Genomic DNA, 14,645 nt, shown 5'->3' on the forward strand with positions numbered 1-14,645 from the left:
ATTCTGTTTGACCGGCATCATCAGTTCTAACTTTCCCCTACCCCTTTGTGCAGTTTTCGCAAGCTATCAGCTTCGTTAGACTCAACCCTCAATGCAGTCACCACCCCAAACAATTAGGAGAATTGAATGAAAAAGACACTGTTTCCGGCGATCGGAATGTTGCTTGCCGGTTTGGCAAGCTCCGGCCATGCTGCCGTCACCACCATCGATTTCAACAGCATTGCTTTACATCCCACCAATCACGAAATTTCAGTGCCCAAACCCTATCTGGAAGACGGCTTCAAGTTGAGCACACTGGCCGGTGTATCATTCCAATTAAGCGGCGGAACCCTCTACGCGATCATGCCTGCCAGCCCTTATTGGACTGGCAGCGTCGGTTTGTATTCCGGGGTAGTCACCAATCAAGGTAGCGTCTTTTTACTGGAAAAACAGGATGGCGGTTCGTTTGACTTGCTCAGTATGGACGCCGCGTCGTTTTGGACGATTGCCAGTGGCCGGCAGTTCTCTGTTTATGGCTACCCGCAAGCCGGCGGCTTCGTCAGCCAGTCATTCCTGCTTGACGGGACCACAAATACGCTGGAAACCCTTTATTTCAACGATTCCTTCAAAAACCTGAATAAAATTATCTTCAGTTCGACCTATGCGCAAGTTGACAACATCAAACTGGGCCTTCCTTCGCCGATTTCGTCCGTACCACTTCCCGGCGCGGCATGGCCGCTGCTGAGCGGTTTGGGCTTGATCAGTCGGCGTAATATCACCAAGGCATTACGCTGGTCCCGTTAAACGCCACTGGTTAATTCGTCGCGTTTCAAGACTGTAAGGCTAAATCCACAGGGCGGCAATAGACAAAGGCATATTTCGCCCTGTGGCGGCGCTGATTAATCCTGTCCTTTACCGTTCGCCCTAACGCAGGGCCAACCACCTCAGGCTCCGCGGGGCTCAGCCCGAATGGCGTATCAGCGATGAATAGGGTCGGGTTAATTAGATACGGCGCAATACCCGCAGGCTATTGCGTCCTTGACCACGAACTACCGTCAATCGGCAAAACAATTCAGCCATCAATCCCGAATTAATCCCACCAAAGCAAGAGCAAGTTTCCCAACAGAAAAGCCTTCTTGATCAACAAATTCGATTGAGTTTTATGTTTTCTTAACAAATATCCCAAGAATTTTTACGACATTTTTACCCGCCAATCGGTAGATTGTGACTCAGGCGATCAGCGGCAAAACCGCCAAAACTTTGGACTGTTTGACGTATTCGCCCGTCTAAAAAATTCTTTGCAGGAGGTCTATATGAGCGGGATTTATCTATTAAGCGGCGGCTTGGCGCTGCTGGTGTTTATTTATCTGGTGGTCGCGCTGTTTTATCCGGAGAAATTCTGATGAACGAAGCCGGCTTTCTACAAATTTTTATCTATCTGCTGACCTTACTGCTACTGAGCAAGCCGCTGGGTACGTACATGGCACGGGTGTATCAAGACGAATCCATCGTCGCCAACACTTGGTTTGCCGCGCTTGAGCGCGGGCTGTATCGGCTGTGCGGCATCCAAACCCAGCAAGATATGCGCTGGCAGCAATACGCAGGTGCATTGCTGGTCTTTAACGTGCTGGGTTTACTGGTGGTTTATGGCTTGCAAACCTGCCAAGACCTGTTGCCGCTCAATCCGCAAGCCTTACCGGCCATCAACTCCGACTCAGCGTTGAATACCGCGATCAGTTTTGCCACCAACACCAATTGGCAGGGCTATGCCGGTGAGGCCAGCATGAGTTATCTCACGCAAATGCTGGGGTTAACCGTGCAGAACTTTTTGTCGGCAGCCAGCGGTATGGCGGTGTTGGTAGCGCTGATACGCGGTTTCAGCCGGCGTAACACCAACAGCATTGGCAATTTCTGGGTGGATATGACGCGCTCGACCTTGTATATCCTGCTGCCGCTTTCGTTGCTATTTGCCGTCGTGCTGGTGGGGCAAGGCGTGGTGCAAACCTTTGATCGCTACGCCACCGTCAAGCTGCAAGAACCACTGACTTACTCGGCCCCAGCGCTTGATGCGGATGGACACGCGGTTCTGGATGCGCAAGGTCAACCCGTCACTCAAACCCAACAAAGCCAGGCACAAACCCTGGCCTTGGGCCCCGCGGCATCGCAAATTGCCATCAAGCAGCTTGGCACCAACGGCGGCGGTTTTTTTAATGCCAACTCGGCGCATCCCTACGAAAACCCTACCCCGCTGAGCAATTTTTTGGAAATGCTTGCCATCCTGTTAATCCCCGCCGCGCTGTGTCATACCTTTGGTTTTCTGGTCGGCGATAGCCGGCAAGGTTGGGCACTGCTAGCGGCGATGACGCTAGTGTTTGTGGCGTTGATTTTCGTCACCGTACCCGCCGAACAGCACGGCAATCCGGCGCTGGCGAGTTTGGGCGTTGATCAAGCCGCGTCCAATCAGCAACCCGGCGGCAATATGGAAGGTAAGGAAGCCCGCTTCGGCATCGTCAATTCCGCACTATGGGCGGTAGCGACCACCGCCGCCTCCAACGGCTCGGTGAACGCGATGCACGACTCGTTCACCCCCATCGGCGGCATGATACCGATGTGGTTGATCCAGCTGGGCGAAGTGATCTTCGGCGGCGTCGGCTCGGGTCTGTACGGCATGATCGTGTTCGCGCTGGTGGCAGTGTTTATCGCCGGGTTGATGATAGGCCGCACCCCGGAATATCTGGGTAAAAAAATCGAAGCCTTTGAAATGCAGATGGCAGCGGTGATCATTTTGATTCCCCCACTGTTAGTGTTGGGCGGCACGGCATTAGCCCTAATGACCGAGGCCGGCAAGGCAGCTATCCTCAATCCCGGCGCCCATGGCTTTAGTGAAGTGTTGTATGCCTTGTCCTCGGCAGGTAATAACAACGGCAGCGCCTTCGCCGGCCTGTCGGCCAATGTGCCGTTTTATAACTACTTGCTGGGCCTGGCCATGCTGGTATCGCGTTATGGGTTGATGATTCCGGTATTAGCCATCGCCGGCTCGCTGGCCGCCAAAAAACACGTACCGGTCGGCCCCGGCACCTTACCGACCCATACGCCCTTGTTCGCGGTGTTGCTGATTGTCACGGTATTAATGGTCGGCGCGCTGACTTTTGTCCCGGCGCTGGCCTTGGGCCCTATCGTTGAGCAACTGCACATGCTCGCTCATTCTTGATTTCATAGCAGGTAAGCATATGACTCACAAAGCGCTCTCTTCTTCCTTATTCGACTCGGACCTGCTCAAGCAAGCGGTTTGGGAAGCCTTTAAAAAACTGACGCCGCAGCAACAATGGAAAAATCCGGTGATGTTTGTCGTGTATCTGGGCAGCCTGCTCACTACGCTGTTATGGCTGCAAGCTTTGGCCGGTGATAACGAGGAATCCGCAAGTTTTATCTTAACTATCACGGTCTGGTTGTGGTTTACCGTGCTGTTCGCCAACTTCGCCGAAGCGGCCGCGGAGGGCCGCAGCAAAGCGCAGGCGGCTTTCTTGCGCACCGCCAAGCGCGATATTGCCGCCAAAAAGCTGGATGAACCGCGTTACGGCAGTAACTACGCCAAAATCGCCGGCTCCAGCCTGGTGAAAGGCGATGTGGTGTTGATCGAAGCGGGGGATTTTGTACCCGGCGATGGCGATGTCATCGAAGGCGTGGCCTCGGTGGACGAAAGCGCCATCACCGGCGAAAGCGCACCGGTGATCCGCGAATCCGGCGGCGATTTCAGTTCGGTGACCGGCGGCACCCGGGTATTGTCCGATTGGCTGGTGGTGCGGATTTCCGCTAACCCCGGCGAAACCTTTCTGGACCGGATGATTTCGATGGTGGAAGGCGCCAAGCGGCAGAAAACTCCGAATGAGATTGCCTTGACCATCTTGCTAGTGGCCCTGACGCTGGTGTTTTTGATGGCCACGGTGACTTTGCTGCCGTTCTCGTTGTATAGCGTGGAAACGTCTGGTGCGGGCCACCCAATTTCGCTCACCGTGCTGGTGGCTCTGTTGGTGTGCTTAATTCCCACCACTATCGGTGGCTTGCTGTCCGCTATCGGCGTGGCCGGAATTGGACGGATGATGCAAAAAAACGTGATTGCCACCTCCGGCCGAGCGGTGGAAGCGGCCGGCGATGTGGATGTACTGTTACTGGATAAAACCGGCACCATTACCTTGGGCAATCGGCAGGCTGCGGCTTTCATTCCCGCCAAGGGCATCAGCGAAAAACAGTTGGCCGATGCCGCGCAACTGGCCTCGTTAACCGACGAAACCCCCGAAGGCCGCAGCATCGTCGTGCTGGCCAAACAAAAGTTTGGTTTGCGCGAGCGCGACGTGCAATCCCTGGGCGCCACCTTTATCCACTTCAGTGCCCAAACCCGGATGAGCGGGGTCAATTTCCCCTCACCCCAGCCCTCTCCCGAAGGGCGAGGGAGCGAAAACATGCGGCAAATCCGCAAGGGTGCCGAGGATGCGATTAAACAGTATGTGACCGAACAAGGCGGCCGCTTTCCCGACGAAATCCAGAAAATGGTCGTCGACGTGGCGCGGCGCGGCAGCACTCCGCTGGTGGTAGCCGATGGCAAGCAGGCCCTGGGCGTCATCGAATTAAAAGACATCGTCAAAGGCGGCATTAAGGAACGTTTCATCGAACTGCGGCAGATGGGCATCAAAACCATCATGATTACCGGCGACAATCGTTTGACTGCTGCGGCGATTGCCGCCGAGGCCGGTGTCGATGACTTTCTGGCCGAAGCCACGCCGGAAGCCAAGCTGGCTTTGATTCGTCAGCATCAAGCGGATGGACGCTTGGTAGCCATGACCGGCGACGGCACCAATGACGCACCGGCGCTAGCGCAAGCCGACGTGGCGGTGGCGATGAACAGCGGCACCCAGGCCGCCAAAGAAGCCGGGAATATGGTCGATCTGGATTCCAACCCCACCAAACTGATCGAGATTGTCGAAACCGGCAAGCAAATGTTGATGACTCGCGGGGCATTGACCACCTTTAGCGTGGCCAACGACGTGGCAAAATATTTCGCCATCATTCCGGCCGCCTTTGCCACCACCTATCCGGCTTTGAACGTTTTGAACGTCATGGGTTTGGCCACCCCGGCCAGCGCTATACTGTCGGCGGTGATATTCAATGCGCTGATCATCATCGCCTTGATCCCGCTGGCTTTGAAAGGCATCAAATATCAGCCGCTCGGCGCCGAAAAACTTTTGCAAAACAATTTGCTGGTCTACGGTGTCGGCGGCTTAATCGTGCCGTTCATCGGCATCAAGGCGATTGATTTGATACTGGTAACGATGAATCTGGTGTAGGAGAAAAACATGATTAGCTACTTCAGACCTGCCGCAACACTGCTACTGTTGCTAACCATCCTCACTGGCGGTATCTATCCGTCGCTGGTCACTTTACTGGCGCAAGGCGTTTTTCCTGCCCAAGCCAACGGCAGCTTGATACTCAATAAACAAGACCAAGCCGTCGGTTCTGTTTTAATCGGTCAAAGCTTTAGCCAGGCCCGCTATGTTTGGGGTCGGCCGTCGGCGACCGCGCCCTACCCTTACAACGCAGCGGCATCCGGCGGTTCCAACCTCGGCCCGACCAATCCGGCCTTGAGCGACGCGGTAAAACTGCGCATTCAAGCACTACAGCAACTCGACCCGGACAATCGTGCTCTGGTGCCTGTGGATTTGGTTACCGCATCCGCCAGCGGGCTGGATCCGCACATCAGTATTGCGGCGGCCCATTACCAAATCAAGCGCGTGGCTAAGGCGCGCAAGTTGCCGGAAAGTGTCGTTCGGGATTTGGTCGAATCGCATAGCGAGCCAAGGCAATGGCGAGTATTCGGCGAACCTAGAGTCAATGTCTTGAGTTTAAATCTGGCTTTGGACGCCTACTCGCAAGTCGCCAGACCATGAACGAACAACGCCTGGACCCCGATCAACTGCTGGCCCGCGTCGAACGCGACAAAGCCAAGGCCAAACGCGGCCGCCTGAAGATTTTTTTCGGCGCGGCGGCAGGAGTCGGGAAAAGCTATGCGATGCTGCTGGCGGCGCGCGAACGCCGCGCGGAAAATCTTGATGTGATCGTCGGCCTGGTGGAAACTCATGGTCGCGCGGACACCGAAGCGCTGTTGGCGGGATTGGAAATCCTCCCAACCCGCAAGATCGACTACAAAGGCGCCGTGTTGCAGGAGTTTGATATTGATGCTGCCTTAAAACGCCGGCCGGCCATCATCTTGGTCGACGAGTTGGCGCACACCAACGCCCCCGGCTCGCGCCATCCGAAACGCTGGCAAGATATTCGCGAATTGCTGGAAGCCGGGATTGATGTGTATACCGCGCTGAACGTGCAACACCTGGAAAGCCTGAACGACGATGTAGGGCAGATTGCCGGCATTCGTATCTGGGAAACCGTGCCGGATACGGTATTCGAGGATGCCGACGAAGTCGAGCTGGTGGATTTGCCGCCGGACGAATTGTTGCTGCGCCTACGAGAAGGCAAAGTCTATTTGCCGCAGCAAGCCCAACACGCGATTCAGAATTTTTTCCGTAAAGGCAACCTGATTGCGCTACGCGAACTGGCCTTGCGGCAAACCACCAATCGCGTCGACGCGCAGATGCTGGATTATCGTGAAGACAATGCGATTCGCGAAGTCTGGCAGGTCAACGAAAGGCTGATGGTGTGCATCGGCCCGAATGTGCTGGCTGAGCGTCTGGTCAGAGCCGGTAAGCGCTTGGCGACCAGCCTGCGCTCGGCCTGGATCGTGGTATACGTGGAAACGCCCGAATTGGCGCGCTTGCCCGCCGAAAAGCGCGACGGTATTTTGCGGGTTTTGCGGCTGGCGGAACAGCTTGGCGCCGAAACGGTGACACTCAGCGCGCCGGAGATGAGCGAAGCGCTCATCCGCTTTGCCCGCGAACGCAATATCAACAAAATCGTGGTCGGTAAGCCCAGCCGGCGCGGCTGGCGGCGCTGGCTGTTGGGTTCTGTGGTCGATGTATTGATCAGCCACGCTCACAATATCAATATTTACCTGCTGGGCAGCCCGCAACTGGGCGAACGCGAGGAACTGGAAGCCGAGCTGTCTTTATTCAAGAAATCACCCCTGCCCGGCCTGCGACAACGCATCCCCAGTAAAACTCGCCGACGCTATCGCGGCTATCTGTGGGCGATGGGAGTGACCTTGCTCTGCACGGCGGTGGGCAAGATGTTGTTCGGCAAGGTGGAACTGGCCAATGTGGTGATGGTGTATTTACTCGGTGTGGTGTTTGTCGCCACCCATTTCGGGCGCGGGCCGTCGGTGTTGGCCTCCTTGCTCAGCGTCGGCGTATTCGACGTGCTGTTCGTGCAGCCTTTCTACAGTCTGTCGGTAGCCGATAGCCAGTATCTGATCACGTTGTTGGCCATGCTGGTGGTGGCTTTTGTCATCAGCAATCTGATGGTCAACGTCCGCGCGCAGGCCAAGGTTGCCGCGCATCGCGAACGCCGCGCCGCGGCCTTATACGCGATGAGCAAGGAGTTGGCGGTGGCGCAAAGCGAACAGCAGATCGTCGCGACCGCTGTTAAACATCTATACGCCGAATTCAGCAGCCGCAATGTCATTTTATTTGCCAACGCGGGCGGACGGCTGGTCTATCCGAAACAACACAGCCTGCCTCAGTCTTTGCGCGGCACGGATTTGAGCGTGGCGCAGTGGGTCTACGATCACAACGAAATGGCCGGGCACGGCACCCATACCTTACCCGGCAGCGCGGCGATTTATTTTCCGATTCAAGACGAAGACAAAGCCATCGGCGTATTGGCGCTGTTACCGGTCAATTTACGCCGGGTGTTTTTGCCGGAGCAGCAGAAATTACTGGAAACCTTTTTGCGGCAAATCGGCCAGGCCGTCGCCCGTTTACGCTTTGCCGAACAGGCCAAATCGACACAATTGCAAATCGAAGCCGAACGACTGCGCAACTCCTTACTCAGCGCAATTTCTCACGACTTGCGGACCCCGTTGTCGACGATCATCGGCTCGGCCAGCGCTCTGGTCGAAGACGAAGGCCATTTACAGGCCCAGCACCGGCTGGAACTCGGCCGTGCCATCTATGACGAAGCCGAACGCATGGCCAATTTGGTGAATAATATTCTGGACATGGCTAGACTCGACGCCGGCGTGGTGGAATTAAACAAACAGTGGCATCCTGTCGAAGAAATTATCGGCACGGTGCTGACCCGTTTGCAAAAACACCTGGCCGGCCGAAAAGTCAGCGTCAGCCTGCCGCCGGGTATTCCGCTGGTATTTGTCGATGCGGTGATGATAGAGCAGGTGTTGATTAATCTATTGGAAAACGCCGTGCGCTATACCGCTGCGGGTTCCGAACTTGAAGTGTTTGCCCAATACGTCGGCAATACGATGGAAATTTCGGTCGCCGATCACGGCCCCGGTATTCCCAAAGGTCTGGAGGATAAATTGTTCGAGAAATTTTACCAAGCCCGTCATGAATCGGCGCAAAGCGGCGTCGGCTTGGGGCTGGCGATTTGCCGAGCCATTGTCGAAGTGCATGGCGGCCGGATTCGCGCTAACAACAAACCGGGGGGCGGTGCGATCTTTACCTTCGCGCTACCCAACGACGAATGCCCTCCGCTTATGGAGCCGGAGGAATGAACGTAATCCCACTGGATTTTGGCCATGGCTAAAACGCATCCCGTCATTATCGTGATCGAAGACGATCCACCGATCCGGCGCTTTTTGCGTACCAGTCTGGCGACGCACGATTTTGCCGTATTCGAAGCCGAGACCGGCAAACAAGGCCTGATTGAAGCCGGCGTGCGTAAACCGGATTTGCTGATTCTGGATTTAGGCTTGCCGGATATGGATGGCGTCGAGGTGATCAAGAGTGTGCGCAGCTGGTCGGCCGTGCCTATCATCGTGCTGTCGGCCCGTAGTAACGAACAGCAAAAAATCGACGCCTTGGACGCCGGCGCGGACGATTACCTAACCAAACCGTTTGGATTTGGTGAGCTGTTGGCGCGCATACGGGTGGCTTTGCGGCATGCGAGCCGGCCGGCGGAACATACGCGGGATGAGATGTTTGTCGTCGATGCGCTGAAAGTGGATTTACGCAATCGGGTTGTCAGCGTCGATGGCAACGACATTCATCTGACGCCGATTCAATACCGCTTGCTCTGCGTGCTGATCAAGCATGCCGGCAAAGTTTTGACGCATCAGCAAATTTTGAAGGAAGTTTGGGGGCCGTCGTATCAGGAAAATCCGCATTATTTACGGATTTACATGAGCCAATTGCGGCAAAAGCTGGAAAGCGATCCGACTCAGCCGAAATATTTGCTGACCGAGTCGGGTGTGGGCTATCGCTTTAAAGTGGGTTAAGCGACTATCGCCGTCTGATGGCCGCAGTGCGAAAACCGAATCAATATCCCACTTCTACCCGGTTTCTACCGCGTTGTTTGGCTTGATACATCGCGGCATCGGCCCGTTTGAGCAAGGATTCCGGGCTATCGCTACCTTTTAAGGCTGCAACTCCCAAACTGGCGGTCAGATTCAACACGTCCATGCCATAAGCCAAAGTGTGCGATTCAATATCTGCGCGGATGCGCTCGCCTATGACCATCGCACCGTCGATGTCGGTATCGCTCAGCAAAATCACAAACTCTTCGCCGCCGTAACGAAACACCGCGTCGCTGCCGCGCACACTGTCTTTCAACCAGCCGGCCAATGACGACAAAGCCAAATCGCCGCAAGCATGCCCGTAATCGTCGTTGATATGCTTGAAGTGATCGACATCCACAAAAATCACCGACAAATGCTGCGAATTACGATGCGCACGTTTAATTTCGCGCAGCAAACAGTCGTTAAACGCCGTGCGGTTGTTGGTTTTGGTTAATGGATCGGTAAACGCCATTTTCAATGCTTGTTGAAACAAGGTGGCATTTCTTAGTGGGTAAATCAGGCAGCACAACAGGCTTTCCAGCATTTTTAATTCGTCTTTGCTGAAGCGATTGCTGCGGGTTAGCTTCAACTCGCCCAGCTGCTGCTCTTCGACTTTTAGGGCATAGCTGCAAGAGTGGCGGGCCATCACGCCGCGTTTGAATTCCAAATCAAACTCTTCGTTGATGTATTCAAAGCCGTTATGCGGAATGGTATTTTGAATTTTGTCGCAGAAAATGGCGATCAACTCGTTGAATTCCAATGAAGTCTGCAAAGCACTACTGATATCGTAGTGATGCAAATTGACAGCGGTTGACGCTTCAAAGGTTTTATTACTGACTATCGCTAAATCGGCTGCTTTATCTCTCATGACGGTTCCCCGAGTCTTGAATCAAACTTCAAGGAGAATAAAGCCAAGAGCGTGCCAATTATTTTATAGCTATAAAATACAATAACTTAAACACAAACAACCGCAGGTTTCTTCAGCAAGCGGCAATTTTCCGCCGCTTAGCTGCCGCCGCCTACCTTTGCCGACTTTTAAAACAAACCCAACTGTACTTGCGCGACTTCCGACATCATTTCCCGCGACCAAGGCGGATCTAACACCACTTCGACATCAACCGAACTAACGCCGGGTAAGGCGCGGATGCATTTTTCCACGTCGCTTTGGATCACCGGGCCCATGCCGCAACCGGGCGCGGTCAAGGTCATCTGGATATGCACATCGTTGCCGCCATCGGCGTTGGGCTTGGCGCTGCAATGGTAAACCAAACCCAAATCGACGATGTTGACAGGGATTTCCGGGTCGTAGACGGTTTTCATCACTTCCCAACAGTTCTTTTCCACCGCCTTGCTGTCGGTTTCCGACACTAGGGTATGCAAATGCTGGGTTTCCTTGCCGAGGGCGTCGGCATCGATACCGGCGATCCGCACCATATGGCCGTAATCGGTCACCACGGTGTAATTGCTGCCCAAAGCCTGATGGATGGTCACTTCCTGACCTTTACTCAAGGTGCCGTGATTGCCGTCCGGAATGGTCACGATGTTGACGTCGCGGGTTAAAAATACAACTTCTCTGTCTGCCATAAGTTTCTTAAGGTTTGAAAGTTTGGGCGTCAATAATTTGACCGGTCTTGCCGATACTGGCGTCGCTGAATAAGTAAACATACAGCGGGTCCAGGCTGTTCATACTTGGCAGCCTGGTTTTATCTTCGGCCGGGAAAGCTTTCTTCCGCAAAGGTGAATCCACCGGTCCCGGTACCAAAGTATTAACACGGATTTTTCCTGCTGCTTCCAGTTCTGCAGCCAGAATGCCGGCTAAGCCTTCCAGCGCAATTTTCGCTACGCCGTAAGCACCGGAATAAGCCTGGACTTTACGCGCCGAGGAATCGGAAATAAACACGATGGAAGCATGCTCGCTGCGTTGCAGCAAAGGCAACAACACCCGGCACAACAGGAAAGGCGCACTGAGGTTGACGTTTAAGGCATGTCCCCAATCTTTGGTTTTGTAATTGGCGATGGGGCTATAGGCGCTAAATTCCACGGCCGCATGCAATACGCCATGCAAAGCGCCGTAGCGTTGCGCTATCGCTTCGGCCATTTCTTCGTATTGCGCTTCACTGGCACCTGCCAAATCGAAGGGATACATCACCGGTTCAGGACCGCCGGCAGCGACAATCGCATCGTAGATTTTTTCTAGCTTGGGAATGCTTTTATCCAGCAGAATGATTTGCGCGCCCTGCCCGGCTAAAGCCAGCGCCGCTGTGCCACCCAGACCGCCGCCGGCACCGGTAATGAGTAAAACCTTATTGCTTAATGACATAAATTAGCGTGTATCCATTCCATCAATTGTGGCGGTTGTTCGATCAAAGCGTCGGCACCCCAGGTGTCGGGCTGATCGTCGCTTTTCAAATAACCGTATAGTGCCGCCAGGGTTTTCATATTCGCGCGTTTGCCGGCGGTAATATCATGTATCGCGTCGCCGATATACACGCAATTTTCCGGCAACACCTCGGCTTGGCGGCAAGCGGCCAACATCGGTTCCGGATGCGGCTTGCTATTGGCAGTGGTATCGCCACTGATAATGCAGGCGGCTCGGTCGCTGAGTTGCATCGCCTCCATCAAGGGCACGGTAAAACGGGACTTTTTATTGGTGACTACGCCCCACTTCAAACCCAGTTGTTCTATAGCTTCCAAACTGTCGGCAATGCCGTGAAAAAAACGGCTATGTTCAGCGATATTCTGTTCGTAGGTATCCAGCATAAAGGCCAGCATCTGCTGCGCCAGACTGTCGTTCACATTTACGCAATGCCTGATCATCGGCATGGCACCGTGGGAAATGAACGGACGCACCGACTCTGTCGGCGCTTCCGGAAAACCGTGGGCCAGCAGCGTCTTGTTCAAACAGGCGATCAGATCGGGTGCGGTATCGACCAAGGTCCCGTCCAGATCAAACAGCACGCAATCCAGTTTAAATCCAGTCATGCCGGGTTACTCGGGGCGCTGAAACGCCGCTATATAGTTGACGTCTATATCTTTACCCAAACTAAAGCGCTTGCTGAAGGGGCTGTATTCGATACCGACCATCCCTTGCAGTTCCAGTCCGGCGTTTCTAGCCATTTGCCCAAGCTCGGAAGGTTTGATAAAGGTTTTATAGTCGTGCGTGCCTTTGGGTACCATTTTCAGCACATGCTCGGCGGCGACGATAGCCAGCAACCAAGCTTTCGGCACCCGATTCAATGTCGAGAAAAACACCATGCCGCCAGGTTTAACCAGCGTTGCACACGCGGCAATGACGGATGCGGGGTCGGGCACGTGCTCCAGCATTTCCATGCAGGTGACATGATCGAAGCCGGCCGGCTGTTCCTCGGCCAGTTGTTCGGCGCTGATTTTCCGGTAACTGGCGTTGACGCCGGTTTCCAGGCCATGCAAATCGGCAATATCCAGCAAGTCTTCGCTTAAATCCACACCCAAGGCATCCGCGCCGGCTTTCGCCAAACCTTCGGTAAGAATCCCACCGCCGCAACCGACATCCACCACCCGCTTGCCTGACAAATCAGCGTACTGCTGAATGAACTGCAAGCGCAAAGGATTGACGTCATGCAAGGTTTTAAATTCGCCGTTCGGATCCCACCAACGCTCGGCTTGCGAGCCGAACTTATGAATTTCGTGAGGATGTACGTTTTCTGTCGCTGTCATAATGCCAACCTGTTCATGGGGCTATAGTTTACTGTATTACTAGGTTATTCGTCATGCGCCAACTTCCGGCCCTGATGTTGAATTCAGTACCACGGCTTAAATGGCCTTTCACAAGGCTTCTTGGCGACTTATAAAAAAACGATTAATTCGCTGGATGTTCTTGCAAGCGTTCTTGCCAAAGTGTGACTTTTTGTCGCAGAGCCGGAACATCAAACGAGGTCAATTCGCGCTTGCGCAGTAACTGCTTGCCGTTAATCCAAACATCAGTCACCTGATGCCGGCCGGCGGCATAGACGATTTGCGCCAGCGGATTGAACAAGGGTTGAGTTTCCAGTTCACTCAGATCTATCGCCACCACGTCGGCCGCTTTGCCGATAACCAGTGAACCGATTTCAGCGTCCAAACCCAAGGCCTTGGCGCCGTTAATAGTCGCCATTTCCAACGCTGTCGTCGCCGACACCGCGCTGGCATCGCCTGCTACCCCCTTACCCAGCAAGGCTGCAGTACGCATTTCCGACAGCACATCCAGATCGTTATTGCTGGCGGCACCGTCGGTGCCCAAGGCCACATTGATACCCGCAGCCAGACACGCCGCCACCGGACAAAAGCCGCTGGCCAGTTTCAAATTGGATTCCGGACAATGCACGATGTGGCCGCCGGTTTCCGCGTAAAGTTGGATGTCCTCGCTGGACAATTGCGTCATATGCACCGCTATAAACGATGGCGTCAGCAAGCCCAATTCATGTAAACGCTGTAGCGGCGTTTGGCCGTTTTTACTTTTTTGCTCGTCGACTTCGTGCGCGGTTTCGTGCAAGTGCATATGCACCGTCAAGTTCATCTCGTCGGCGTAGGTGATGACATTACGCAAAGGTCCGTCCGACACGGTGTATGGCGCGTGCGGCGCAAACGAGGTGCTGATCAAAGTTTCATGCCGGAGTTGCTCGTGCAGCGCCAAACCCTTGGTCAGATAGGCATCCGCGTTTTCCGCCCAGACGGTCGGAAAATCGAACACGATCAAACCGATATTGGCGCGTATGCCGTGTTGCATGGCTTGTTGCGCGACGATTTCCGGAAAGAAATACATGTCATTAAAACAAGTCGTGCCGCAGCGCAGCATCTCGGCAATCGCCAGATCGGTGCCATCCCTGACAAATGCTTCGCTGACCCATTTTTGCTCGGCCGGCCAGATATGGTTTTGCAGCCAATCCATTAAATGCAGATCGTCGGCAATCCCGCGCAGCAAGGACATCGCGGCGTGGGTATGGCAGTTAATCAAACCCGGAATCAGTGCATGCTGATCCAACACTTCGAGCTGTCGGGCTTGGTACTTTGACATGGCCTGCTCGGTCGGTAACAAATCGACAATTCTGCCGTCATCTATCACAAGACTGGCGTGCTCATGGATTTCGGACGCCGGCTCTACCGGTATTATCCAACGGGCTTGAATGAGAAGGTCGACCAGCATGGGTTCTCCCGATATGCAAAGCGGCGATTATACCTCGTTAGCCGG

At 54.4% G+C, this 14,645-nt stretch carries 13 protein-coding genes; 7 read left to right on the forward strand and 6 right to left on the reverse strand.

The window, feature by feature from the left end; translation table 11 throughout:
• Positions 1-126: 126 nt before the first annotated feature.
• From ACWAU0_RS21930 to ACWAU0_RS21960, 7 genes are all read left to right on the forward strand, one after another.
• On the forward strand, positions 127-783 hold the full coding sequence (locus tag ACWAU0_RS21930) for a hypothetical protein (protein ID WP_458137953.1): 657 nt from the start codon (positions 127-129) through the stop codon (positions 781-783).
• A 509-nt stretch (positions 784-1,292) separates the two neighbouring features.
• Positions 1,293-1,382: a potassium-transporting ATPase subunit F gene (locus ACWAU0_RS21935; RefSeq protein ID WP_033155269.1), complete on the forward strand. Its 90-nt coding sequence runs from the start codon at positions 1,293-1,295 to the stop codon at positions 1,380-1,382.
• Positions 1,382-3,190 carry a potassium-transporting ATPase subunit KdpA gene (gene kdpA / locus ACWAU0_RS21940; protein ID WP_458137954.1) on the forward strand — a complete coding sequence of 603 codons (1,809 nt, stop codon included), beginning with the start codon at positions 1,382-1,384 and terminating at the stop codon, positions 3,188-3,190. The genes ACWAU0_RS21935 and kdpA overlap by 1 nt, the downstream gene beginning before the upstream one ends.
• Before the next feature lie 19 nt (positions 3,191-3,209).
• Positions 3,210-5,321: a potassium-transporting ATPase subunit KdpB gene (gene kdpB / locus ACWAU0_RS21945; RefSeq protein WP_458137955.1), complete on the forward strand. Its 2,112-nt coding sequence runs from the start codon at positions 3,210-3,212 to the stop codon at positions 5,319-5,321.
• Between the two features lie 9 nt (positions 5,322-5,330).
• A complete protein-coding gene (gene kdpC, locus ACWAU0_RS21950; RefSeq protein ID WP_458137956.1) occupies positions 5,331-5,921 on the forward strand; it encodes a potassium-transporting ATPase subunit KdpC in 591 nt (196 codons plus the stop codon).
• Positions 5,918-8,656, forward strand: coding sequence for a DUF4118 domain-containing protein (locus tag ACWAU0_RS21955; protein WP_458137957.1), 2,739 nt, complete (start codon positions 5,918-5,920; stop codon positions 8,654-8,656). Before kdpC ends, ACWAU0_RS21955 begins: the two co-directional genes overlap by 4 nt.
• 24 nt (positions 8,657-8,680) lie before the next feature.
• A complete protein-coding gene (locus ACWAU0_RS21960; RefSeq protein ID WP_458137958.1) occupies positions 8,681-9,379 on the forward strand; it encodes a response regulator in 699 nt (232 codons plus the stop codon).
• A 40-nt stretch (positions 9,380-9,419) separates the two neighbouring features.
• Here ACWAU0_RS21960 and ACWAU0_RS21965 read toward each other — a convergent pair whose 3' ends face one another.
• The 6 genes from ACWAU0_RS21965 to ACWAU0_RS21990 form a co-directional block, all read right to left on the reverse strand.
• Entirely contained in the window at positions 9,420-10,307 is an 888-nt protein-coding gene (locus ACWAU0_RS21965; protein ID WP_458137959.1) for a GGDEF domain-containing protein, read from the reverse strand.
• A 167-nt stretch (positions 10,308-10,474) separates the two neighbouring features.
• Positions 10,475-11,023 carry a putative Fe-S cluster assembly protein SufT gene (gene sufT / locus ACWAU0_RS21970; protein WP_033155276.1) on the reverse strand — a complete coding sequence of 183 codons (549 nt, stop codon included), beginning with the start codon at positions 11,021-11,023 and terminating at the stop codon, positions 10,475-10,477.
• A 7-nt stretch (positions 11,024-11,030) separates the two neighbouring features.
• On the reverse strand, positions 11,031-11,759 hold the full coding sequence (locus ACWAU0_RS21975; protein WP_445368629.1) for an SDR family NAD(P)-dependent oxidoreductase: 729 nt from the start codon (positions 11,757-11,759) through the stop codon (positions 11,031-11,033).
• Positions 11,750-12,421: an HAD family hydrolase gene (locus tag ACWAU0_RS21980; RefSeq protein ID WP_458137960.1), complete on the reverse strand. Its 672-nt coding sequence runs from the start codon at positions 12,419-12,421 to the stop codon at positions 11,750-11,752. Before ACWAU0_RS21980 ends, ACWAU0_RS21975 begins: the two co-directional genes overlap by 10 nt.
• Before the next feature lie 6 nt (positions 12,422-12,427).
• Positions 12,428-13,135 carry a bifunctional 2-polyprenyl-6-hydroxyphenol methylase/3-demethylubiquinol 3-O-methyltransferase UbiG gene (gene ubiG / locus ACWAU0_RS21985; RefSeq protein ID WP_458137961.1) on the reverse strand — a complete coding sequence of 236 codons (708 nt, stop codon included), beginning with the start codon at positions 13,133-13,135 and terminating at the stop codon, positions 12,428-12,430.
• A 142-nt stretch (positions 13,136-13,277) separates the two neighbouring features.
• On the reverse strand, positions 13,278-14,600 hold the full coding sequence (locus ACWAU0_RS21990; RefSeq protein WP_101055318.1) for a TRZ/ATZ family hydrolase: 1,323 nt from the start codon (positions 14,598-14,600) through the stop codon (positions 13,278-13,280).
• Between the last annotated feature and the right edge of the window lie 45 nt (positions 14,601-14,645).

This window comes from Methylomonas sp. Uni0009 (assembly GCF_054188105.3).